The organism is Herbaspirillum chlorophenolicum (assembly GCF_001189955.1).
Classification (GTDB): Bacteria; Pseudomonadota; Gammaproteobacteria; order Burkholderiales; family Burkholderiaceae_D; genus Herbaspirillum; species Herbaspirillum chlorophenolicum.
The window spans coordinates 18954-40361 of sequence record NZ_LFLT01000022.1; the positions used below are offsets into that span (position 1 = coordinate 18954).

The window sequence follows — 21408 nt, forward strand, 5'->3', positions numbered from 1 at the left end:
AGGTTCCTCTAGTCGAGCCCGCCCTCACGGACGATGCGGCCGTGGTCGAGCTGATAAGCGCGGTCGCTGACCATGCGTGCAAAGTGGACGTTCTGCTCGCACAGCAAGACTGCCATGCCGGCTCGCTTGAGCTTGACGATCATGGCTGCCATCTGCTCCACGATCACCGGCGCCACGCCTTCCGACGGTTCGTCCAGCAGCAGCAGGTGCGGGTTGCCCATCAGCGTGCGGGCGATGGTCAGCATCTGCTGTTCGCCGCCGCTCATCTGGCCGCCAAGGCGTTTGGGCATGGCCCCGAGGTTGGGGAAAATCTCGAACAGCGCATCCGGCGTCCATGTTGTCGCCCCGGGGCGCGGCGGCTGGCGACCGGCCTCCAGGTTTTCCATGACGCTCAGTTCGGTGAATACGCGGCGGTCTTCCGGAACGAAACCCAGCCCCAGGCGCGCCCGCTTGTAGGGCGGCAGGCGCGAGATGTCGCGGCCATCAAAAGCCACCTTGCCTTGCGTACCTTCCAGCAAGCCCATCAGCGCCTTCAAGGTGGTCGACTTGCCGGCGCCATTAGGCCCCATCAACGCTACCACCTCACCGCGCCCGACCTCCAGTTTCAGGTCGAACAGGATGTGGGCGCGGCCATAGAAGGCGTTGAGCCCTTCGGCGTCGAGCAGCGGCGCGCTCATGCCTCGCCCTCCTCTGGCTTGTCTTCAAAAGTGCTGCCGGAGCCGAAATAGACTTCGCGCACCTGCGCGTCACGGCGGATGTCGGCGGCGACGCCGTCGGCGATGAGCCTGCCGCGTGCCAGCACGATGATGCGGTCGGCGAAGGCGAACACCACGTCCATGCTGTGTTCGGTAAACAGCACCGAGATGCCGCGTTCGCTGACAAACCGCCGCGTGAGCGCCATCAGTTCGTTGCGTTCATGTGCGGCCATGCCGGCGGTCGGCTCGTCCATCAGCAGCAGGCGCGGCTGGCTGGACAAGGCCATGGCCAGCTCGACGCGCTTGATGTCGCCATAGGCCAGCACGCCGCAGGCGCGCTCTGCCTGTGACGCCATGCCGACCTGCTGCAGCAGTTGCATCGCCTCGTCGCGGTAATAGCGAGCGGCCGGGCGCCACAACTGGCCGAGCTTGCGGTGGTGCGACAGCAAGGCGGCCTGGACATTTTCCAGCACCGTCATCGAATGGAAGGCGGCCGAGACCTGGAAGGTCCGCCCCACGCCGCGCCGCGAAATGCGGCGCGGGCCGAGGCCGGCGATGTCTTGCCCATCCAGCAGTACGGCGCCGCCATCCGGCTTGTGCTGGCCGTTGATGATGTTGAAGCAAGTGGACTTGCCGGCGCCGTTGGGGCCGATCAGCGCCAGCAACTGGCCAGCCGGCAGTTCGAACGACACATCGTCGAGCGCCTGCACGCCGCCGAAGGCCTTGGAGAGATGGCTAACCTGCAGCAGGCTCATGGCGCGGTCTCCTCCGAGCGGCGTTCAAAGCGCCGCAGCAGGCCCGCCACGCCGCCGGGGAACAGCAGCACCAGTGCAAGGATGATCAGGCCCAGCAAGGCGCGCCAGTAATCCGTTTCGCGCGCTACCACATCCTGCAGCCAGGTGAACAGCGAGGCGCCGGCCAGCGGGCCGAGCAGGCTTTGCACGCCGCCCAGCATCACCATCACCAGGCCATCGACCGAGCGGTTGATGCCGGCCACTTCGGGGGAAATACTCCCTTTGGAAAAGGCGAACAGCACCCCGGCCAGTCCGCAGAACAAGCCGGCTACGGCGAAGCCCAGCCACTGCACGCGCTTGACGGCTATGCCCAGCGCTTCGGCGCGCACGGCAGAATCGCGCGCGGCGCGCAGCGCCAGCCCGAACGGCGCATACACCACGCGGCGCAGCAGCCAGACCCCGGCCGCGGCGCACACCAGCGCCAGATAGTAATAAGCGACGGGAGACGCCAAGGCCTCCATCGGCCGAATGCCGACCAGGCCATTGCTGCCGCCGGTGAAGTCGTCCCACTGGAAGATCACGGCCCAGACGATCTGGGCGAAGGCCAGCGTCAGCATGGCCAGATAGACGCCCGACAAGCGCACGCAGAACCAGCCGAACAGCAGCGCGCCCAGCATCGCCACCAGCGGCCCGGCGACGAATGCGGCAGCCATCGGCCATTGCAGCTTCAAGGCCAGCAGCGCGGCGCCGTAAGCACCCAGGCCGAAGTAAGCCGCGTGTCCGAACGACGCCATGCCGCCCGGTCCCATGATGAAGTGCAGGCTGGCAGCGAACAGCACGGCCACCAGGATTTCCACCATCAGCACCGGCAGGTAGGGAAAGCGCTCGGCCAGCAGCGGCAAGGCCAGCAACAGCGCGAACAATGCAATGCCCGTCCAGCGGGCGGCGATGCTTGCCGGACGCAGCGGCAATTCATGCCCGGCGCCACTGCGCGCAGCCGCCAGCGGTTTGCCAAACAGGCCCCACGGCCGCACGACCAGTATCAGCGCCATCACCAGGAATTCCACCACCAGCGTCAGGCGCGACAAGGAAAACTCGATGTCGAACAGCGAGACGTTGCCCAACGCGATGCACAGCGCCTTGACCTCGGCGATCAGCAAGGCTGCCGCGAAAGCGCCGCCGATCGATCCCATGCCGCCGACCACCACCACCACGAAGGTGTTGCCGATGGTGTCCAGGTCCAGCGCCAGGTTGGCGGGAATGCGCGGCCCCTGCAGCGCACCGCCCAGGCCGGCCAGGAAGCAGCCCAGCGCGAACACGGCCGTGAACAGCCAGGATTGGTTCACGCCCAGCGCACCCAGCATTTCACGGTCCTGGGTGGCGGCGCGGATCAGCGTGCCCCAGCGCGTACGGTTGGTCAGGAGCCACAGCAGGCCGAACACCAGAGGCCCGATGAAGATCAGCAGCAAGTCGTATTGCGGCAGGCGGCGGCCCAGCAGATGCACCGCGCCTTCCAGGCCCGGCGCGCGCGGCGCGAACAGGTCTTCCGGGCCCCAGGTCCAGAGCGCGGCATCCTTGATCACCAGCACCAGGGCGAACGTGGCCAACAGCTGGAACAGTTCGGGCGCGCGATAGATGCGGCGCAGGATAAGGATCTCGACTACCGCGCCGATGACGGCCACGGCGAACGCCGACAGCAGCACGGCGCTCCAGAAGCCGCCGGCGCTGGCGCCGATGGCGTCGACCAGGGTGTAGGCGATGTAGATGCCCAGCATGTAGAAGGAGCCGTGCGCGAAGTTGACGATGCGCGTGACGCCAAAGATCAGCGACAGGCCGGCCGCCACCAGGAACATCGCGGAGGCGTCGGCCAGGCCGTTGACCAGTTGGACGGTGAGGCTGGCAAGCGTCATGGGCGCAGCGCCTGCCGGATGAGGACCATCATCGAAACCGCGGTCAATCGGCCGGACGCAGCTTCTTCACTTCGGCATCCGGCAATTGCAGCGCAGCGCCGTCGACGTAGGTGAAGCTGGTCATGATGCCCTTCCCCTCCTTGACGCCGGTGCGGCCGACGAAGGCTCCCAGCGTGGACTGGTGGTCCTGTGCACGGTAGACGATGGGCGCCACCGGGGTATCAACCTTCAGGCCGGAGAAGGCGGCGGCCAGCTTGTCGGCGTCGGTGCTGCCGGCCTTCTTGATCCCGGCGGCGATCGACATCAGCGCGGCATAGCCGACCAGCGAACCGTTGCGCGGGTAGTCGTTGAATTTCTTGCGGTAGGCATCGACGAACTTCTTGTGCTCGGGCGTATTGATCGCATACCAGGGATAACCGGTGACGATCCAGTTCACCGGCGCTTCGCCCTTGAGCGGGTCGAGGTATTCCGGCTCGCCGGTCAGCAGCGAGACCACTTCCACGCCATCGAACAGGCCGCGGGTATTGCCTTCGCGCACGAACTTGCCGAGGTCGGCTGCGAACAGCGCATTGAAGATGGCGTCAGGCTTGGCATCGGCCAGCGCCTGGGTGACCGAGCCTGCGTCGATCTTGCCCAGCGGCGGCGCCTGCTCGGCGACGAACTCCACGTCGGGTTGCGCCTGCTTCATCAGCGCCTTGAAGCTGGCTGCGGCCGACTGGCCGTATTCGTAGTTGGGGTAGACGATGGCCCAGCGTTTTTTCTTCAGCTTGGCCGCTTCCTTGACCACCGAGGCCACCAGCATGTAGGTGGAGGGACGCAGGCGGTAGGTGTATTTGTTGCCGTTCTGCCAGACGATCTTGTCGGTCAGCGGCTCGGCGGCGAGGAAGAACACCTTGTGCTGCTTCGCATAGTCGGTCAGCGCCAGGCCCGTGTTGGAGAGGAAACCGCCGAACAGCAGCGCCACGCGCTCGCGCGCCATCAGTTCTTCGGCAATGCGTACCGAGTCGCCGGGATTGCCGTTGTCGTCGCGTGCGATCACTTCCAGCTTCTTGCCCAGCACGCCACCGGCGGCATTGACCTCATCGAGCGCCATCTCCCAGCCGCGGCGGTAGGGTTCGAGGAAAGCCGGCTGCGCCTTGTAGCTGTTGATCTCGCCGATCTTGATGGTGGCTTGCGCCTGCGCGCCAGCGGAGATGGCAAGGATGGCGGCCCCGGCGGCCAACAGGATACTGTGTTTGAGCGGTTTGAGAAAGCCGATGCGATGTGTCACGTTATTCCCTTCAGAGGTCATTGCTGTCCTGCCGCGGCGCTGCAAAGACGTGCAGCGGATTGGCCCGCGCGGCGTTGCGGCGTAATCATAACCGTTGTCGCACGATCAGGCTTGGCACCATGCCGGCGGCTTATTTGATGCGCTGCTTTTCCAGCTTGCGCGCCAGGGTGCGGCGGTGCATGCCGAGCCGGCGAGCGGTTTCGGAGATATTGAAGTCGGTTTCCACCAGCATTTCGTGGATGCGTTCCCATTCCAGGGTTTTGATCGACGTTGCGCGTCCCGGCAACTCCAATTCCGCCATGCCGGCCACATGGCCGAAGGCGGCTTCGATGTCGTCAGTATTGGAAGGTTTGGCCAGGTACTGGCAAGCTCCCAGCTTGATGGCTTCCACGGCGGTGGTGATACTGGCGAAGCCGGTCAGCACCACGATCAGCATGGCCTCATCGTGGGCGTGCAGCATCTGCACGCAGGCCAGGCCCGAGGCATTGCCGGAGAGTTTGAGGTCGACCACGGCATAGCCTGGATTGTGGCTCCGCAGATGGACCGCGGCCTCCTCCTGGTTGGAGGCTTGCAGCACCGTGTAGCCGCGGCGCTCGAACGAGCGGCTCAAGGTGCGGGCAAAGGCGGCATCATCCTCGATGATCAGAAGCAGGCGCTCAGCCGTCATGTTGCAATTCCCATATTTCTTTCTACTTTCCTAACCCGCTATTGTATGGCGAGATCGGGTTTCGGCACCTATACCAAGGCATGAAATAGGAATTGATTGGCGTCAAACGGCCGCAGCTTGGCTTTTGCGCCCGCTCAACAAGCTGCATCGTTTTCTGTCAGGACGGGGATTGATCAGGTGAATCCGGCGCATCTTCCAGACTGATCGCCGACAGCGGCAGCGTGAGCGTCACCTTGGCGCCGCCGGTTTCGCGGTTGCTGGCGGCCACCCGTCCGCCCAGCTTGCGGGCGACGTTGACCACGAAAAATAATCCCAGCCCCCGGCCCGGCTTGCCTTTGGTCGACTGGTAAGGTTTGCCGAGCTGGCTGAGCATCCATTCAGGAAAACCGGTTCCGCGATCGCTGACTTCCATCTGCAGCAGATCCCCTTCCCGCTTTACCAGCAGCGAAATCCAGCCGGGCGATACCTCGAAGGCATTGTCCAGCACGTTGCCCAGCATCTGCTTGATGGCCGAGTCGAACACCACCGGTACATCCTGTTCGATCAGGTTGTGGTACTCAAATACCTCAATCGGCCGCGATTTGCGCCAGTCTTCGGCCACGCTGTCGAGGAAAGTGTTGAGCGTGGTCTTGACCGATGATTCGCCGCGCGCTTCGCCGGCCGACAGCAGCACGCCGCTGACGATGGCCTTGCAGCGCTGCAGTTGCGCTTCCATCTCGCTGATGTCGTCCAGCAGTTCCTCGCGCTGGCTGATTTCCGGCATGCGGCGCCAGTCGCCCAGGATCACCGACAAGGTCGACAGCGGCGTCCCCAGTTCATGCGCCGCGCCGGAGGCCAGGAGGCCCATCCGGACGATGTGGTCCTCTTCGGCGGCGCGTTGGCGCAAGTCGGCCAGCATGGCATCGCCGGCGCGCAGGTTGCTGTTGATGCGGGTGATGAAGAACACCATCAGTCCGGCATTGAGCAGGAAGCAGATCAGCGTGCCTTCCACATACAGGCTGAACAGGCCGTTGCTGTGGTCGGGCGGCAGCGCCAGCGGTTCGGAGAACAACGCCAGCCCGGCCAGGCAACCCAGGGTGATGCCGACGATGGCCCAGCTCGACCACGGCCGCAACAACACCGCCGAGAGGATGATCTGCATCAGGTAGAGGAAGGCGAACGGATTGGTGATGCCGCCGGAGAGGTACAACTGGAACGTCAGCGCCGCCACATCCACCAGCAAGGCCAGGAACAGTTCGGCATTGGCGACCGTGCGGCGCTCATGCCAGCGCAGGTGGCTGGCGATGTTGAAGGCGATCAGGCAGGACAGCACCTCCAGCATGTGCGGCAGCGGCAGGTGGATATCGAACACCAGCGCCACGAAAGCGACGGTGGAGATCTGACCCAGCACCGCCAGCCAGCGCAGCTGGATCAGCAGCAGCATGTTCTGATGGCCGGCCGGGTTTTCCTGCCCCTGCCTCAGGCGCTGCCAACGCTCCTTGAGCGTCCTGGGCTTGCCTGCCCCTGTGGCCTCAGTACCGGACGTCATCTTTCTTTTCCTGGCCGAGTCGTGCGAGGCCGGCGCGGCGGCGTTCATCGCGCACCACCCAGAAGCCTGCACCTGCGATCATCAGCGCCAGCGCATACCAGGTCAGCGCATAGACCAGGTGGCTGTTGTGGAAGGCGATCACGGTCAGACCGCCGACCGGTTTTTCGGCATCGGGGGCACTGGCGGCATTGGCTTGCGACGATGCGCGGTCGGCATCGACGAAGTAAGGCGCCACACGGTCCGGCGGCAGGCCGCGCGCGACAGCGATTGCCTGCACATCGCGCGAATACCAGCGGCTCTGCTCCGGCTCGTTGCTGCGCAGGAAACCGCCGCCCTTCTCGCTCATGCGCATCAGGCCCACCACCTCGACCTGCTGCTCGCTGGGGCCATCCTGCGCGGTGCTGGCAATTAGCTTGATCGGCGCGGTACCGACAAAGCCGCGATTGACCAGCACCAGGTCGCCGTCGGCGGTCTGCAGCGGGGTCAACAGCCAGGAGCCGCTGCCAAGGTCGGTGCTGGCCTGGACGGCAGTGGTCTTGCTGTACAGGAAGCGGCCGCTCAAGCTGACGCGGCGGTATTCATCGGCATCCGACGAGATTTGCGGCCACAGGTCACGCCCGGGCGCCGGCACCGGCGCTGCGTGCACGCGCGCATCGACCTTGGCGATCAGCGCCAGCTTCCATTGCAGGCGGTAGACCTGCCAGGTTCCGAGCGCGACGAAGGCTATAAAGAAAAATCCCGCACAAAGCGCCAGGAAAATCAGGCTGGCTTTTGAGCGGGATGTCGGGGCGGCTTGCGCACGCCCCGTTTCGATACCTTGCGTCACGCGTTTGCGTGGCGTTTGGCTCATTTCGCTTGCTGCATCTCGTGTTGCATGCCGGGCATGCTTTGCTGCATCGATTGCGGCACGGTTTCGTTAGGCATGTTCTCCGGCGACAGGTGCGGCATCATGTTGTGGTTCAAGTGGTACATGACCCACAGCGAACCTGCCAGCGTAATGCCGACGATGACGATGGTAAAGATCATCGACAGCATGTTCCAGCCGCCTTCGGCCTTGCCGTTCATGTGCAGGAAATACTTGATGTGCACCACGATCTGCACGGCAGCGAAGGCCAGCAGCACGATAGCCATGCTGCTCGGGCTTTCGATCTTCTTGCCCATCACCAGCCAGAACGGGATGGCAGTCAGGATGACCGCCAGCACGAAGCCGGTGACATAGTCCTTCATCGAACCATGCGAAGCATGGGCGCCGTGATCGTCGTGGCCGTGGTGGTCGTCGTGCTGGCCCATCGGGCGGGCCGGGTGTTCTTGGTGGCCGCGGCTCATGGCAGGACTCCCATCAGGTAAACAAAGGTGAAGACGCCGATCCAGACCACGTCCAGGAAGTGCCAGAACATCGACAGGCACATCAGGCGGCGGCCGTTTTCCGGGGTCAGGCCATGCTTGTTGACCTGGAACATCAGCACGATCAGCCAGATGATGCCGAAGGAGACGTGCAGGCCGTGGGTGCCGACCAGCGCGAAGAACGAGGTCAGGAAACCGCTTCGGGTCGGGCCGGCGCCTTCGTGGATCAGGTGCAGGAACTCATACAGTTCGAAGTAGATGAAGCCTGCGCCCAGGAGGCCGGTGATGGCCAGCCAGACCAGCGTGTTCTGCTGTTTCTTGGCTTGCATCGCCAGCATGGCGAAACCGTAGGTGATCGACGACAGCAGCAGCAGCGCGGTGTTCAGCGCTACCAGCGGCAAGTCGAACAGTTCGGCGCCGGTCGGGCCGCCTGCATAGTTGCGGCCGAGAACGGCGTAGCACGCAAACAGGCAGGCGAAGATGAGGCAATCGCTCATCAGGTAGACCCAGAAACCCAGCAGGGTACCGTTTTCCGGATGGTGATGGCGGGTCCAGAAACGCGAGCTTGGCGTCGCGTCGGCCGTAGGGTTCATGGCTTCAGACATGGCTATTCAACAGGCGAGTGCGCTCTGCTTCGACACGGACGACTTCGTCGGCCGGGATGTAGTAGTCGCGGTTGTAATTAAAGGTGTGGACGATAGTCGCTACCACCACGGCGATGAAGGCAGCCACTGCCGGCAACCACATCTGCCAGATCATGGCGAAACCGAAAGCTGCCGCCAGTGCCGCGATGATGAAGCCGGCGCCGGTGTTCTTCGGCATGTGGATCTCGACAAAGTCACCCAGCGGGCGCTTGTAGTCGTGCTTCTTCATGTCGGCCCAGGCGTCGTTGTCATGCACGACTGGGGTGAACGCGAAGTTGTAGGCCGGCGGCGGCGACGATGTCGACCATTCCAGCGTACGGCCGCCCCATGGGTCGCCGGTGACATCTGCCAGCTGCTTGCGGTCGCGGATGGACACGTAGATCTGGATGATGAACGAAGCGATGCCCAGGGCGATCAGGCCTGCGCCAATCGCGGCGACCACGAACCAGATTTGCAGCGACGGATCGTCGAAGTGGCTTACGCGGCGGGTCACGCCCATCAGGCCCAGTACGTACAGCGGCATGAAGGCCAGGTAGAAACCGACCAGCCAGAACCAGAACGAGCAGCGGCCCCAGAAATCGTTGAGCTTGAAGCCGAAGGCCTTCGGGAACCAGAAGTTGATGCCGGCGAACATGCCGAACACCACGCCGCCAATGATCACGTTGTGGAAGTGGGCGATCAGGAACAGGCTGTTGTGCAGCACGAAGTCGGCCGGGGGAACGGCCAGCAGCACGCCGGTCATGCCGCCGATCACGAAGGTGATCATGAAGCCGATGGTCCACAGCATGGGGACTTCAAAGCGGATGCGGCCGCGGTACATGGTGAACAGCCAGTTGAAGATCTTGGCCCCGGTCGGGATCGAGATGATCATCGTGGTGATGCCGAAGAACGAGTTGACGCTCGCTCCTGAACCCATGGTGAAGAAGTGGTGCAGCCACACCAGGTACGACAGGATGGTGATCACGACGGTCGCGTACACCATGGAGGTGTAGCCGAACAGGCGCTTGCCGCTGAAGGTCGAGACGATTTCGGAGAAAACGCCGAACGCCGGCAGGATCAGGATGTAGACCTCGGGGTGGCCCCAGATCCAGATCAGGTTCACGTACATCATGGCGTTGCCGCCCATGTCGTTGGTGAAGAAGTTGGTGCCAAAGACGCGGTCCAGCGAGAGCATGGCCAGTACGGCGGTCAGGACCGGGAAAGCGGCCACGATCAGCACGTTGGTACACAGGGAGGTCCAGGTGAAGACGGGCATCTTCATCATGTTCATGCCGGGGGCGCGCATCTTGACGATGGTAACCAGCAAGTTGACCCCCGATAGCAGCGTCCCTACCCCGGCCACCTGCAATGCCCAGATGTAGTAGTCGACCCCGACATCCGGGCTATACAGGATACCCGACAGCGGCGGATAAGCCAGCCAGCCGGTTCGTGCGAACTCGCCGACGAACAGGGATGCCATCACCAGCAGCGCGCCGAAGGTGGTCATCCAGAAGCTGAAGTTGTTGAGGAACGGGAATGCCACGTCGCGCGCGCCGATCTGCAGGGGCACGACATAGTTCATCAGACCGGTGACCAGCGGCATCGCCACGAAGAAGATCATGATCACGCCGTGGGCGGTGAAGATCTGGTCGTAGTGGTGCGGCGGCAGGAAGCCCGGATTGTCGCCGAAGGCGACGGCTTGCTGGGCGCGCATCATGATGGCGTCGGAGAAGCCGCGCAGCAGCATGACGATGGCCAGCACGATGTACATGATGCCGATGCGCTTGTGGTCGATGCTGGTGAACCAGTCGCGCCACAGCACGCCCCACAGGCGGTACTTGGTCAACAGCGCCAGCAGCACGATACCGCCCAGGGCGACTGCGGCGAAGGTGCCAATCAGGATCGGCTCGTGGTATGGAATCGCTTCCAGACTGAGGCGACCGAAAATCAGCTTTGTCAGGTCAAAATTGTCAGACATCTTTACTTCCCGGGGAAAAAGGAAAATACGGCGCAGCCGGAGACTGCTGCACCAATACAGCTACTGCGCTCGGAACGGTCATTCATGCTTTTGGCCAGGCTTCACGTTCAGGTCGGCGGACATCATCTTGTCCATGCAGACCGAATTGGGCTCGACGCAGCGATTGACGATCGCATGGAACAGGCCGGCATCAACGTTGCCGAACAGGCGGGCAGGTTCACGCTCGCTGGGCTTTTCCAGTTGCAGGTAGTCGGCACGCTTCATGGCGCCGGACTCGGACTTGGCCTTCTTGACCCAGTCGTCAAAGCCTTGCTGGTCCAGGCCGTGGAACTTGAAGCGCATGTGCGAGAAGCCCGCGCCGCTGTAGTTGGCCGAGAAGCCTTCGTATTCGCCGGCCTTGTTGATGACCGCATGCAGCTTGGTTTCCATGCCCGGCATCGCGTAGATCTGGCCTGCCAGGGCGGGAATGAAGAAGGAATTCATCACGTTCGATGCGGTGATCTTGAACTGGATCGGCGTATCGACCGGCGCGGCCAGCTCGTTCACGGTGGCGATGCCCTGCTCCGGATAGATGAACAGCCACTTCCAGTCCAGCGCCACCACTTCGACCGTCAGGGTCTTGGTTTCCGGCGGGATCGGACGCTCCGCATCCAGGCGCGACAGCGGACGGTACGGGTCCAGCGTGTGCGTGGTGATCCAGGTCAGCAGGCCCAGCGCGATGATGATCAGCAGCGGCGCGCCCCAGATAACCAGTTCCAGGCGGGTCGAGTGATCCCACTCAGGCTCGTACGGTGCGGAGGTGTTGCCCTTGCGGTAGCGCCATGCGAACAGCACGGTCAGCGCGATCACCGGGACGATGATCAGGAGCATCAGGATGGTGGAAATGACGATCAGGCGTCCCTGTTGGGAGGCGATATCGCCGGACGGATTCATCACTACGGTGTTGCATCCAGCCAACAGAACTGCGGGCAGGAGGAGCAATCCGCGACGGAGTATTTGAGAAACCATGGAGGAAAAGTCCAGTCGTATGTAGCAGAGCATGCTAATGTAACGGCAATAAAGTGTGTTGGCGATTGGACGTTTTGTCCCACCCCGTCATGCAGCACCCGCCGGGATGGGATTTCGTACTGCGACTAAACCTCTAACAGTGGGAGACAAAGCCATGGCAAGCAGCATCCACAACGGTCAAGGTTCCAGCGAGTTCCGGCCGCAATCCAACGTCCCCCCCGCAACCCATAGTCATGGGCACATCGAGCCAGGTGAAATCGCTGTCGGCGTGGTGATAGGACGAGCATCCGAGTATTTTGACTTCTTCGTATATGCGCTGGCATCCGTGCTGGTGTTTCCGGCCATTTTCTTTCCTTTCGAAAATAGGCTGGAAGGTACGCTTTACGCTTTCGTGATCTTCGCGTTCGCGTTCCTTGCCCGGCCTATCGGCACAGTGATATTCATGGCGATCCAGCGGGCATACGGAAGAGAAGTGAAACTGACGCTGGCGCTATTCCTGCTTGGTTTTTCAACGGCGGGTATTGCTTTGCTGCCAACTTATGAACACATAGGCGTGTGGGCCATCATCCTGCTGTCCTTGTTGCGGGTCGGACAGGGCGTCGCTCTGGGCGGCGCCTGGGACGGGTTGCCATCCTTGCTGGCGATGAACGCTCCTCAGAACAAGCGCGGATGGTATGCAGCCCTCGGCCAGCTTGGCGCACCGATCGGATTCATCATCGCGGCGAGCCTGTTTGCCTACATGCTTGCGGATCTTACCACGGAAGATTTCCTGGATTGGGGCTGGCGCTATCCTTTTTACGTGGCTTTTGCGATTAATGTTGTTGCATTGTTCGCACGCCTGCGCCTTGTTTCCACACCGGAATACGCCAAGCTGCTCGACGAGCGCGAGCTGGAACCCGCCGGCGTGGTCGAACTGTCCCGCACCCAGGGCCGCAACATCATCATCGGCGCCCTCGCCGCACTGGCCAGCTACGCGCTGTTCCACCTGGTGACGGTGTTCCCGCTGTCCTGGGCCCGGCTGTACTCGTTGCGGGCCATGGACGATTTCCTGATCACGCAGATCATCGGTGCCGTCATCATGGCGCTGGGCATCGTCGCCTCGGGCCTGATCGCCGACCGCTTCGGTCGCCGCACCGTGCTGGGCTCGATGGCACTGCTGATCGCCATCCTTTCCGCCTTCGTGCCGACCCTGATGAATGGCGGCGAATACGGCCAGAACATCTTTATCCTGGTGGGCTTCGCATTGCTGGGCTTGTCTTATGGCCAGGCTGCCGGCGCCGTGACGGCCAATTTCCAGAAGAAGTATCGCTACACCGGCGCCGCGCTGACGCAAGACCTGGCCTGGCTGGTGGGCGCCGGTTTCGCACCGCTGGTGGCGCTGGGCCTGTCGGCGCACTTCGGTCTGGCCTACGTGAGCTTCTACTTGCTGTCGGGCGCGGTCGGCTCGCTGGCGGCCCTGAGCCTGAACCGGGCGCTGGAAGCAAAGGAAGACTGATGTACTGATGCTGCCACGAAGCTGGACTGCTTCAGCAACGAAAAAACCCGGAAGTTCGCTTCCGGGTTTTATTTTTTCCGCATGAACTCAGATGAAGTGCTCGCCAATAATGCGCGCGGCGGTAGCCACGACGTCATTGCGCGGCGGCGCATCCTGAACGGTCTGGGTAAAGTAGATGGCCAATATGACCGGCGACTCACTGCCCGGCCAGATGACCGCGACATCATTGGTCGTGCCGTAATCGCCGCCGCCGGTCTTGTCGGCGATTACCCAATCGGATGGCATGGCTGAACGGATACGGGTACCGCCGGTGGTATTGCCGCGCATCCAATCGACCAGCATGCGGCGCTGCAGAGGCGGCAATATCTCCCCCAACACCAGGCGCTGCAAACTCTGGGCCATCGCCAGTGGCGTGGTGGTATCGCGGTCGTCCCCGGGTACGGCGCTGTTGATCTCGGTTTCCATGCGGTCCAGCCGGAAGCTTTCATCGCCGATATTGCGCGCGTATTCGTTGACCGCACCGATCCCGCCCAACTCGCGAATCAGCAGATTGCCGGCGGTATTGTCGCTATATTGCAATGCTGCGGCACATAAGCCGCTAACGGACAAACCTGCGCCGACGGCCTTCTCCGTCACCGGCGAATAGGCCACCAGATCGGCCGCGTCATAACGCACACGGCGTTGCAGCAGAGTACTGTCTTCCAGGCTGCGGTTAAGAATGGCGCTGACCAGGATGAGTTTGAAGGTGCTGCAAAACGGGAAACGCTCGGTCTCGCGATAGCCGATACGGTCGGACGATGCACCGCCAATGTTATCGATGGCCATGACGCCCAAACGTCCACCGGATTGTTTTTCCAGTTCGGCCAATTTCTGCGCAATCACAGCCCGGTTGTCAGGACGCTCGCGAATCAGCGCGCAACCGCCCAGCAAAGTAGAGAGGCCGCCGGCAATCATCAGGGTGCGGCGGTTTGGCGATGGAGTCATGACTGTCTCTTTATTCTTTACATGCCGCCTCGCTGTCAGCGTCGCTGCATGCCGTTCGCGAGGGCAATCTGTATCAGTCGCCCCGCAGGGAAAATGGTTCCGGCCTGTCATGAAAATTTCATATTGGCAGAGGCCTGCGTGGCGGGAACAACCTGGCGTCCAACATGGGAACCGGATGCAAAAACTCAAGGGTGCGAGCGTAAAAATATCGCGCCTGCCGGCGTGGCTGGCTGGTGCTATATTGCCCCTCCCTACTCTCCGCTTCTAGGCCAACCATGCACTATCTGCTCATGTACGATTTCGTCCCGGACTATCTCGAGCGCCGCCCCGCCCATCGCAACGAACACCTCGCATTGTGTAAAGAAGCCGTAGCACGCGGCGAACTGGCGGCCGGCGGCGCCGTCGGCGATCCTCCCGAAAGCGGCCTGCTGCTGTTCAGCGGTTCGGCCACCCATGCCGAAGCCTTTGCCGCTGCCGATCCTTATGTCCGGCACGGCCTGGTGACACGCTGGCAAGTCAAGCCTTGGGCCACGGTGGTCGGCATTCCTGAGCTGGTTCCCAACCCGCTCTGAACACCTCCCTGTCGTCGGCATTCGCTTTTCACACGCCGGCAATGTCGATGCCATTTCATCACAGCCGGTTAAAAACATTCACCTGCAAGCCGCGGGGGAAAACGGGATAATAAGCGCCAGACATCGTCTACTGAATACACAACGGCCAGGCACACATTGCCCAAGCCGTGATCGGAACCAGACGCCTAAGGAGACCCGCAATGCCCCCAAGCCAGCAATTCGCCCGCACCGCCCGCCATCCCGGCAAGCCCGACCCGGTACGCATCGTCAGCCTGGAAGGCGGCGCCATGCACAAGACTTTCACGCTGGAACCGGGACGCACGCTGCGCGATGCCATGAGCATTCCGCTGGACGAAGCCGGCATCGCCGGCGGCACCGTGCGCTTTGAAAACCTGAAGGTAACACCGCACCATTTCCTCATGCCGGCACTGGCGGTGGACGACCAGCATGCCGCGTTCTACAGCGCCCCCTATTCCATCGAAGAAGGCACGGTCATCGAATTCGCCTGCGCCACCTACGGCCGCAAGGACGGCGCGCCCTTCGTGCATTGCCATGCCGTCTGGCGCGGCAGCGACGGCGAGCGCCAGGGCGGCCATATGCTGATGGACCAGACCATCGTGGCCGAAGCCTGCCAGGCGCAAGCCTGGGGCGTGCATGACGCCACCATGGCAACCAAGTACGACCCGGAAACCAATTTCACGCTCTTCCACCCCACCCGCCTGGAAGAGCGGACGCACACCGTCCAGGGCAAGCGCATCATCCTGGCCCGCATCCGTCCGGATGAAGACCTGACCACGGCCATCGAGGACGTCTGCCGTTCCCACGGCATCGACAATGCCGTCATCCGCGGCAGCGTCGGCAGCATCATCGGCGCCGATTTCGAAGACGGCCGTGTGCTGGAAGATCGCGCCACCGAGATCCTGGTACGCTCGGGCGAAGTCCGGAACGGCCCGCAAGGCTTGCGCGCGACGCTGGACATTGCGCTGATCAATCCCGAAGGCAAAGTATGCGAAGGCGTACTGGCACGCGGCCGCAATCCGGTGCTGATCTGTTTCGAACTGGTGATTGAAGAACAATAAAAAAACGCCGCCGTCACGAAGACAGGCGGCGTTCCACAAGTTGCGCCGGCCGCGATCCAGCCGGCCGGCGCACTTTCCCCCTCTACTACTTCCCCACGATAAACGCCGATGGCGGTGCAAGCCCCCGCAAGCACCGCAACCGGCCGAGGTCCACCCTAGCGATTAAGCGCCGACCAGCTTCTTGAACGTCGGCAATACCGCATCGCCCTTGAACGGCTTGACGATCCAGCCCTTGATGCCGGCCGCCTTGCCGCGCTCCTTCATGATCGGCGAGTTCTCGGTGGTCAGCATGATGATGTTGACGCTGGCATTGCCCAGTTCGCTGCGGATTTTCTCGGCCATGGTCAAGCCATCCATGTTGGGCATGTTGACGTCAGAGACCACCAGCTTGATGCCCGGATCGCCCTTGAGCTTGTTCAGACCGTCGCGGCCATCGACGGCCAATGCCACGTCCAGGCCATTCTTTTTCAGGAAATCGCCGACTTCGGCGCGCACCGTGCTCGAATCGTCCACTACCAGAATTTGTGCCATGTTGTTTCTCTCTCGATGATGAAATGCGTGAATTGAATGTTGGTTCAGAACAGTTCCAGCTCGCCCGATTCGAACAGGTCTTCCACTGAAGCCTGGTTCTCGGTGAAGTCCTCGGGCGACCAGGACAGGTTGAAAATGAAGCGCTGCTGCAGCACAACCGGAACGCCGCCATCCTTGTCCGCCAGCACGTACTTGAAGCACAGTTGCGCATCCTCCGAGCCGAAGGAAATGTAGCGGTGCGGATGGTTGATGATGATCGGCACCTGGCTCAATTGCTGGACCAGCTGCGTCTGGTTGATGAAGCGGTTCTTGAACCATCCCCAGATCAGGTTGGTGATCTCGCCCAGGGTATTGTTCAGATCGCGAAAATCCTCTGACTCGTTGGGCACCAGCGCCTGCAGCGCCCGCTGTTCGGCCTGCAGCATCATGTAGCCGCGGCACCAGTTGCTTTCCAGCGGAATCAGTGTGAACACTTCGCCGAAAATGATGCGGTCGCGCACCAGATAAGGCCTTTCCATGTCCACATTCATGCCGGGGAATTGCTTCTCCAGCACCATCCGGCTGATCTCGGCGATGCCCCGCACCAAGGCGTTCGGATAATGCTGGCTGAAGATCGACGCGGCTACGGCCGCGCCGAGCGAGTCGATCTCATCGATGCGATAAACCGCATCGAACAGCATGCGTTCGCGAGGGGAGATTTCATCGTCGGCAGCCGCTTCACGCCTGCGGCGCAGGAAGATCGGCAACTCCGGACGCACCTCGTGGATGCGGCGCGCCAGCCCCCGGCCCGCCTCGCCCAGCCCCGCGCAGCTCTCCGACAGCATGATGCCGCCCAGGTCGACGTTCGAACGCAGCACCGACATGACGTGCTCCTCTTGCACCTTCAGGCCGACCAGGTTGTTGCGCTCGCAAAATGCCTTGATGGTGCCGTAGCAGTCGGCATCCTTGTCCAATACCAGAACCTTGCTGGTGATGGCGGTATCCATACTCACCGTTCCTTCCCTGTTTGATGGCCCGGATGGCGCGCAGCGGCGTCGTTCAGAACAACTCCAGTTCGCCGGTGCCGACATCGGCCTCTTCTTCCGAGACGGCAAAATCCATCTCGGCATAGGCCGACACGCACAGCGTGATGTGAAAACGCGGCGCCTGCGGCATGTCCACCGCCAGATGGCGGAGGTGGCCGACATTGAGCGTCTGCAGGTAAGCCGCACAGTTCTTGTCGATCACATTCGGTGTAGACATGCCAAGGTGCGGGAAGAAACGTCCCAGGTCGCGGTTCAGGATGCCGCAGCACAGGTTGCCGCATTCGGCGATGGCGTCCATGAACACCTGGTCGGACATTTCCTCCGGGGCGATCCGGTTCAGGCGCGCGAAATGCGCCTTGGTGGCTGCGTCCGGCGTGAAATAAAACATCACCATCAGGCGAAACAGATAAGACGACACCGTCAGCACCACCATCTTCTTTTCGCTGATGGCGGCAATATCGTCGATGACCGACATCTCGGCCTCGGTATCGGCCGGCACCAGCCCCGTCCTGAGCGCTTGCCGCAACAGCGTATCGAAGCCGTCTTTGGCGGATTGGCTGATCATGTCGTGCGCCATCATCAGACTGCTTCGGCCAGCGTTTCCCTGGTTCGCTTGTTGATCAGGTCCAGCCCGATCACGGCGCCCATGATCATCTTGCCGCCGGCTTGCAAGTCCTGGAAGGTGGTGGTGGTGATCAAGTCGTTCTGGTACAGGTTGGCGCGATAACTCTTGGACAGCTTCTCGGCGCGCTGCGCCAGGTCGCGTACTTCGGACGCCACCACCGCGAAGCCGCGGCCGTGCGCGCCGGCCCGGGCCGCTTCGATGGAGGCATTCAGGGCGACGATGATGACCTGGTTGACGATCAGCGCGAACTCGTCGTTCTTGCGGTGCATCTCGCGGTTATGGGAAATCAGCACGTTCATGTCGTCGTGCCAGCGCTCGAACGTACGCATCAGGCCCAGCAGTTTGGAAATCGTATCCTGCGAGGCGTCGCAGTTTTCCATCACGCGCGCCATGCTTTGCGAATTCTGCTCGCTCAAACTCGCCACCAGCGCCTCGCTTTCGTGGCGTATCTCGGCCATGCGGCGTTCGCCTTCCAGGCGTTCCTCCTCGATATGCTGCTGGTGCTCCGCCACCTCGCGCTGCTGTTCTTCAAGCGTTTCCTGCACACTGCGCTTCAGGGCCTCTACTTGCGTCAGGTCGATCATGCGCGCCGCACGGGCTTTCTGGCGGCGCCACAGCACCGCCATCGGCACGCCGGCCAGCAAAGCGCCCAGCACCAGGAAGAGTATCGAGTTCCACACCATGACATTCATTTCTCACCACCATCACTTCACATCTGCGCCAATGCGCGCAAACCTGCAACATCAAGCCAAACGCGCCCAATGCGCCCGTTCATGCCACCTGGGGATCGCCGCCCTGCGGCAGGCTCACCGCCGGCGCGGCTTGCTCGTGGCCGGCGACGGGATATGGCACGTCGATACCGTCCACTTCCACTGCCACACTCTCCGGCAGCATCACGATGATCTGGAACGTGCGGAAATCGGCGCCTTCGTCCTGGCCGGTGAAACGAATCTCGATCTTGCCGTGCTCGCGGGTGACGAAGTCCAGCACAGCATCCATGCCCACGCCGCGGCCGGAAACCTCGGTCACTTCGCTGCGGGTCGAAAAGCCGGGCTGCATGATCAGGTGGGCCAGTTCGGTATCGGTCATGGCCTGGTCGATACTGATCAGGTTCTTCTCGACACCGATCTGGCGTACCCGCTCCAGCGCCAGCCCGCGGCCGTCATCGGACAGCGCCATGTGGAACATGTTGTCCATCACGCCCATTTCCAGCTTGATCGTGCCGGCCTCCGGCTTGCCCTTGGCGATGCGTTCGTCGGCGCTCTCCAGGCCGTGGTCCATGGCGTTGCGGATCAGGTGCATGAACACGTTCTGCAGCAGCGGCGAGGCGAAGCTGTGGACCACATAACCGTTATCTTCGATCTCCACCACCGGCGCCGCCTTGCCCAAGTCGGCGGCCAGCGCCGGCAGCGAATCGGTCACCGGCGCCAGCACGTCCTGCACGCTCTCGGTGCCCAGGAGCCGCAGCGTGCGGCGCACTTCGTTGCGCACCGCCACCAGTTCGTGCAGGTTGGACGTATTGACGTTTTCCAGGCGATGCAGGCTTTCCTGGATGTACTTGCGGTCGATCGTCATGATGTGGCGCTCGTAGCCGGCGCCCGCATCGCCCGACTCAACAGCAGCGCCGCGGCCCAGGGTGACATCGTTGATGCGGGCATAACGGTCGATGATCTCGCGCACTTGCGCCAGCTGCAGCAGCAGGTGTTCCTGGCTCCAGGTTGCGCCGGTTTGCGGATGGCGCAGGTCGTCGTAATGCTGCTCGGTATCGTGTACCACGTTGGCCAGATGCAAGAGGCCGTAAGTGCGGCCGTTGCCCTTGATGGTGTGCATGTTGCGGAACAGCTTGGCGATCGCAAAGGCGGTGGCTTCCGGATTCTGGTGGACGATCTGCTCGTTCTCATCCAGGAAGTTGCGCGCGCTGCCGATGAATTCGCCGAACTTGGACGGCGCCACGGCCAGGATCTCGCCGATCATTTCCAGTTCGCGCTTTTGCTCGTTGGCTTCGGCCGCCAGCTGGCGCAGCTCGGTAACGTCGCGCACGCACAGCATCAGGCGGATCACCATGTCGTTGTCGTCGGTAATCGGCGACCACGACAAATCGAGGATCTTCTTGCTGCCGTCGGCCATGGCCTTCTCGACTTCGCCCACCATCAGGTGTTCGTTGAATTCGAAGTTCATCACGTCTTCGCCGATGCAGGCGCCGCCGATGGCTTCGATCTGCGACAGCGTGTCGGCGCCGAGATTGGTGCCGGAGAAGACCAGCTCCATCATGTCGCGGCCGGCGATGTCGGTGGTCTCGAACACGGTTTCCAGGAAGGCCGAATATTCGGGGTGGATCTTGTTGCCGTCGACGATGGTCAGGATGCCTTGCGGGATGTTCTGCAGCATGGCCTGCATGTCGGCGGTCTTCTGGCGCACTTGCGCGGAAGCTTCTTCGATCTTTTCCACCATGCCGTTGAAGGCGACGATGGAGTGGCCGACTTCATCCATGCGCTGCACCGGCAGGCGGCGGGTGAAGTCCTGGCTGGTGGCGATCTCGCCCATCATGCTCGACATGCGGCTGATCGGGCCGGTGATCTGGCGGTACAGCAGGAAGCCGATGCCGGCCAGCAGCACCACGGCCACTGCGGTGACGATGGAAATCGTGGCCGTAGTCGACGACAGCTTGCTGTTGAGCGACGTGATGGCCGTGTCCTTGAAGCGGTTCTTCTCGATGCGCAGAGTGTTGACGATGCCTTCGAGTTCGGTCTGGTACTGCATCACGCCGCCGAAGAACTGCGCCTGGGCGATCTCGTTCTTGCCCGCGAGCTTGAACTTGGCGGTGTTGTCGATGGCGCCGAAGTAGTTATCCAGGCTCTCGCGCGCCTGCTCGATCAAACCGCGCTGGGCTACGCCGTCGGCATGCTGGGCCTGCATCTCCAGGGCTTTTTCCAGCGCCGCCTTTTTCTCGGCCAGCTTTTCGTTTTCCTGGGTAACCAGCTGGTTGTCGGATTCGGTGACCATCACCATGGCCGCCAGCTGCACATCCTTCAATTGGCCCATCAGGTCGGACGAGGCCAGCACGCTCGGCATCACCCCTTCCGTAACCGACTTGACCTCCACCGCGCTGTCGCGGGACTGGATCATCGCGTAGCCGCCAATGCCGGCGATGGCGATGAATGTGAGTATGACAAGCAGCGTGATGCGCAGACGGATGGTCATTGAGTTCCCCTTGTGAAGGCGATCCGTGGCACAGTTTCACGATCATCCCAGGAAAGTGAACAAAAAATCAGGCCGTAGCGGATGCGGGGCGGATTGTTGCATCGAAGTATTACTACTCAATGACAATAGAATTGCTGAA

Annotated in this window: 20 protein-coding genes; 3 read left to right on the top strand and 17 right to left on the bottom strand. The window is 62.2% G+C overall.

Going from position 1 to position 21408, the window contains the following annotated elements; genetic code table 11:
- Positions 1-8 precede the first annotated feature (8 nt).
- The 11 genes from AKL28_RS14285 to cyoA all read right to left on the bottom strand — a co-directional run bounded on the left by AKL28_RS14285 (position 9) and on the right by cyoA (position 11757).
- The gene (locus AKL28_RS14285) at positions 9-677 is read right to left on the bottom strand and encodes an ABC transporter ATP-binding protein (protein WP_050468833.1); all 669 of its coding nucleotides are present in this window, start codon (positions 675-677) and stop codon (positions 9-11) included.
- Complete coding sequence (locus AKL28_RS14290) at positions 674-1450, bottom strand: ABC transporter ATP-binding protein (RefSeq protein WP_050468834.1); 777 nt, start codon at positions 1448-1450, stop codon at positions 674-676. Before AKL28_RS14290 ends, AKL28_RS14285 begins: the two co-directional genes overlap by 4 nt.
- Positions 1447-3339: an ABC transporter permease gene (locus AKL28_RS14295; RefSeq protein ID WP_050468835.1), complete on the bottom strand. Its 1893-nt coding sequence runs from the start codon at positions 3337-3339 to the stop codon at positions 1447-1449. The genes AKL28_RS14290 and AKL28_RS14295 overlap by 4 nt, the downstream gene beginning before the upstream one ends.
- Positions 3340-3382: 43 nt before the next feature.
- Positions 3383-4567 (bottom strand): ABC transporter substrate-binding protein, encoded by a 1185-nt coding sequence (locus AKL28_RS14300; RefSeq protein WP_050468882.1) that lies wholly within the window; start codon positions 4565-4567, stop codon positions 3383-3385.
- Positions 4568-4739: 172 nt separating this feature from the next.
- The gene (locus tag AKL28_RS14305; RefSeq protein ID WP_050468836.1) at positions 4740-5276 is read right to left on the bottom strand and encodes a response regulator transcription factor; all 537 of its coding nucleotides are present in this window, start codon (positions 5274-5276) and stop codon (positions 4740-4742) included.
- Between the two features lie 157 nt (positions 5277-5433).
- Complete coding sequence (locus AKL28_RS14310) at positions 5434-6804, bottom strand: ATP-binding protein (protein ID WP_050468837.1); 1371 nt, start codon at positions 6802-6804, stop codon at positions 5434-5436.
- On the bottom strand, positions 6788-7654 hold the full coding sequence (locus AKL28_RS14315; protein ID WP_050468838.1) for an SURF1 family protein: 867 nt from the start codon (positions 7652-7654) through the stop codon (positions 6788-6790). Before AKL28_RS14315 ends, AKL28_RS14310 begins: the two co-directional genes overlap by 17 nt.
- Positions 7651-8130 carry a cytochrome o ubiquinol oxidase subunit IV gene (cyoD, locus tag AKL28_RS14320; protein ID WP_050468839.1) on the bottom strand — a complete coding sequence of 160 codons (480 nt, stop codon included), beginning with the start codon at positions 8128-8130 and terminating at the stop codon, positions 7651-7653. Before cyoD ends, AKL28_RS14315 begins: the two co-directional genes overlap by 4 nt.
- Positions 8127-8753 carry a cytochrome o ubiquinol oxidase subunit III gene (gene cyoC / locus AKL28_RS14325; RefSeq protein WP_050468840.1) on the bottom strand — a complete coding sequence of 209 codons (627 nt, stop codon included), beginning with the start codon at positions 8751-8753 and terminating at the stop codon, positions 8127-8129. Before cyoC ends, cyoD begins: the two co-directional genes overlap by 4 nt.
- The gene (gene cyoB / locus AKL28_RS14330) at positions 8746-10749 is read right to left on the bottom strand and encodes a cytochrome o ubiquinol oxidase subunit I (RefSeq protein WP_050468841.1); all 2004 of its coding nucleotides are present in this window, start codon (positions 10747-10749) and stop codon (positions 8746-8748) included. The genes cyoC and cyoB overlap by 8 nt, the downstream gene beginning before the upstream one ends.
- A 78-nt stretch (positions 10750-10827) precedes the next feature.
- Positions 10828-11757: a ubiquinol oxidase subunit II gene (cyoA, locus tag AKL28_RS14335; RefSeq protein ID WP_050468883.1), complete on the bottom strand. Its 930-nt coding sequence runs from the start codon at positions 11755-11757 to the stop codon at positions 10828-10830.
- A 154-nt stretch (positions 11758-11911) separates the two neighbouring features.
- Between cyoA and AKL28_RS14340 the strand changes: the two genes are divergently transcribed.
- On the top strand, positions 11912-13252 hold the full coding sequence (locus AKL28_RS14340) for an MFS transporter (RefSeq protein WP_050468842.1): 1341 nt from the start codon (positions 11912-11914) through the stop codon (positions 13250-13252).
- Between the two features lie 87 nt (positions 13253-13339).
- On the opposite strand, the gene bla is transcribed toward AKL28_RS14340, so the two are convergent.
- Positions 13340-14236, bottom strand: a complete 897-nt coding sequence (gene bla / locus AKL28_RS14345; protein ID WP_050468843.1) for a class A beta-lactamase — start codon at positions 14234-14236, stop codon at positions 13340-13342.
- 275 nt (positions 14237-14511) lie between these two features.
- On the opposite strand from bla, the gene AKL28_RS14350 reads away from it, so the two are divergent.
- Both AKL28_RS14350 and AKL28_RS14355 read left to right on the top strand, forming a co-directional pair.
- A complete protein-coding gene (locus AKL28_RS14350) occupies positions 14512-14808 on the top strand; it encodes a YciI-like protein (protein ID WP_050468844.1) in 297 nt (98 codons plus the stop codon).
- Between the two features lie 200 nt (positions 14809-15008).
- Entirely contained in the window at positions 15009-15887 is an 879-nt protein-coding gene (locus tag AKL28_RS14355) for a PCC domain-containing protein (protein ID WP_050468845.1), read from the top strand.
- A 162-nt stretch (positions 15888-16049) separates the two neighbouring features.
- Here the strand turns inward: AKL28_RS14355 and AKL28_RS14360 are convergent, their stop codons facing one another.
- The 5 genes from AKL28_RS14360 to AKL28_RS14380 all read right to left on the bottom strand — a co-directional run bounded on the left by AKL28_RS14360 (position 16050) and on the right by AKL28_RS14380 (position 21269).
- A complete protein-coding gene (locus AKL28_RS14360) occupies positions 16050-16418 on the bottom strand; it encodes a response regulator (protein WP_050468846.1) in 369 nt (122 codons plus the stop codon).
- A gap of 44 nt (positions 16419-16462) precedes the next feature.
- Positions 16463-17404: a chemotaxis protein CheX gene (locus AKL28_RS14365; protein WP_050468847.1), complete on the bottom strand. Its 942-nt coding sequence runs from the start codon at positions 17402-17404 to the stop codon at positions 16463-16465.
- A gap of 52 nt (positions 17405-17456) precedes the next feature.
- Positions 17457-18008 carry a hypothetical protein gene (locus tag AKL28_RS14370; RefSeq protein WP_050468884.1) on the bottom strand — a complete coding sequence of 184 codons (552 nt, stop codon included), beginning with the start codon at positions 18006-18008 and terminating at the stop codon, positions 17457-17459.
- Between the two features lie 14 nt (positions 18009-18022).
- Entirely contained in the window at positions 18023-18751 is a 729-nt protein-coding gene (locus tag AKL28_RS14375) for a methyl-accepting chemotaxis protein (protein ID WP_050468885.1), read from the bottom strand.
- 88 nt (positions 18752-18839) lie between these two features.
- Positions 18840-21269 carry an ATP-binding protein gene (locus AKL28_RS14380; protein ID WP_050468848.1) on the bottom strand — a complete coding sequence of 810 codons (2430 nt, stop codon included), beginning with the start codon at positions 21267-21269 and terminating at the stop codon, positions 18840-18842.
- Positions 21270-21408: the final 139 nt, after the last annotated feature.

What these genes read in the sequence shown, in the direction of transcription:
- AKL28_RS14285 (WP_050468833.1), bottom strand. Translation starts at nt 677, where the DNA reads ATGAGCGCGCCGCTGCTCGACGCCGAAGGGCTCAACGCCTTCTATGGC.
- AKL28_RS14290 (WP_050468834.1), bottom strand. Translation starts at nt 1,450, where the DNA reads ATGAGCCTGCTGCAGGTTAGCCATCTCTCCAAGGCCTTCGGCGGCGTG.
- AKL28_RS14295 (WP_050468835.1), bottom strand. Translation starts at nt 3,339, where the DNA reads ATGACGCTTGCCAGCCTCACCGTCCAACTGGTCAACGGCCTGGCCGAC.
- AKL28_RS14305 (WP_050468836.1), bottom strand. Translation starts at nt 5,276, where the DNA reads ATGACGGCTGAGCGCCTGCTTCTGATCATCGAGGATGATGCCGCCTTT.
- AKL28_RS14310 (WP_050468837.1), bottom strand. Translation starts at nt 6,804, where the DNA reads ATGACGTCCGGTACTGAGGCCACAGGGGCAGGCAAGCCCAGGACGCTC.
- AKL28_RS14315 (WP_050468838.1), bottom strand. Translation starts at nt 7,654, where the DNA reads ATGAGCCAAACGCCACGCAAACGCGTGACGCAAGGTATCGAAACGGGG.
- cyoD (WP_050468839.1), bottom strand. Translation starts at nt 8,130, where the DNA reads ATGAGCCGCGGCCACCAAGAACACCCGGCCCGCCCGATGGGCCAGCAC.
- cyoC (WP_050468840.1), bottom strand. Translation starts at nt 8,753, where the DNA reads ATGTCTGAAGCCATGAACCCTACGGCCGACGCGACGCCAAGCTCGCGT.
- cyoB (WP_050468841.1), bottom strand. Translation starts at nt 10,749, where the DNA reads ATGTCTGACAATTTTGACCTGACAAAGCTGATTTTCGGTCGCCTCAGT.
- cyoA (WP_050468883.1), bottom strand. Translation starts at nt 11,757, where the DNA reads ATGGTTTCTCAAATACTCCGTCGCGGATTGCTCCTCCTGCCCGCAGTT.
- AKL28_RS14340 (WP_050468842.1), top strand. Translation starts at nt 11,912, where the DNA reads ATGGCAAGCAGCATCCACAACGGTCAAGGTTCCAGCGAGTTCCGGCCG.
- bla (WP_050468843.1), bottom strand. Translation starts at nt 14,236, where the DNA reads ATGACTCCATCGCCAAACCGCCGCACCCTGATGATTGCCGGCGGCCTC.
- AKL28_RS14350 (WP_050468844.1), top strand. Translation starts at nt 14,512, where the DNA reads ATGCACTATCTGCTCATGTACGATTTCGTCCCGGACTATCTCGAGCGC.
- AKL28_RS14355 (WP_050468845.1), top strand. Translation starts at nt 15,009, where the DNA reads ATGCCCCCAAGCCAGCAATTCGCCCGCACCGCCCGCCATCCCGGCAAG.
- AKL28_RS14360 (WP_050468846.1), bottom strand. Translation starts at nt 16,418, where the DNA reads ATGGCACAAATTCTGGTAGTGGACGATTCGAGCACGGTGCGCGCCGAA.
- AKL28_RS14365 (WP_050468847.1), bottom strand. Translation starts at nt 17,404, where the DNA reads ATGGATACCGCCATCACCAGCAAGGTTCTGGTATTGGACAAGGATGCC.
- AKL28_RS14370 (WP_050468884.1), bottom strand. Translation starts at nt 18,008, where the DNA reads ATGATCAGCCAATCCGCCAAAGACGGCTTCGATACGCTGTTGCGGCAA.
- AKL28_RS14375 (WP_050468885.1), bottom strand. Translation starts at nt 18,751, where the DNA reads ATGGTGTGGAACTCGATACTCTTCCTGGTGCTGGGCGCTTTGCTGGCC.
- AKL28_RS14380 (WP_050468848.1), bottom strand. Translation starts at nt 21,269, where the DNA reads ATGACCATCCGTCTGCGCATCACGCTGCTTGTCATACTCACATTCATC.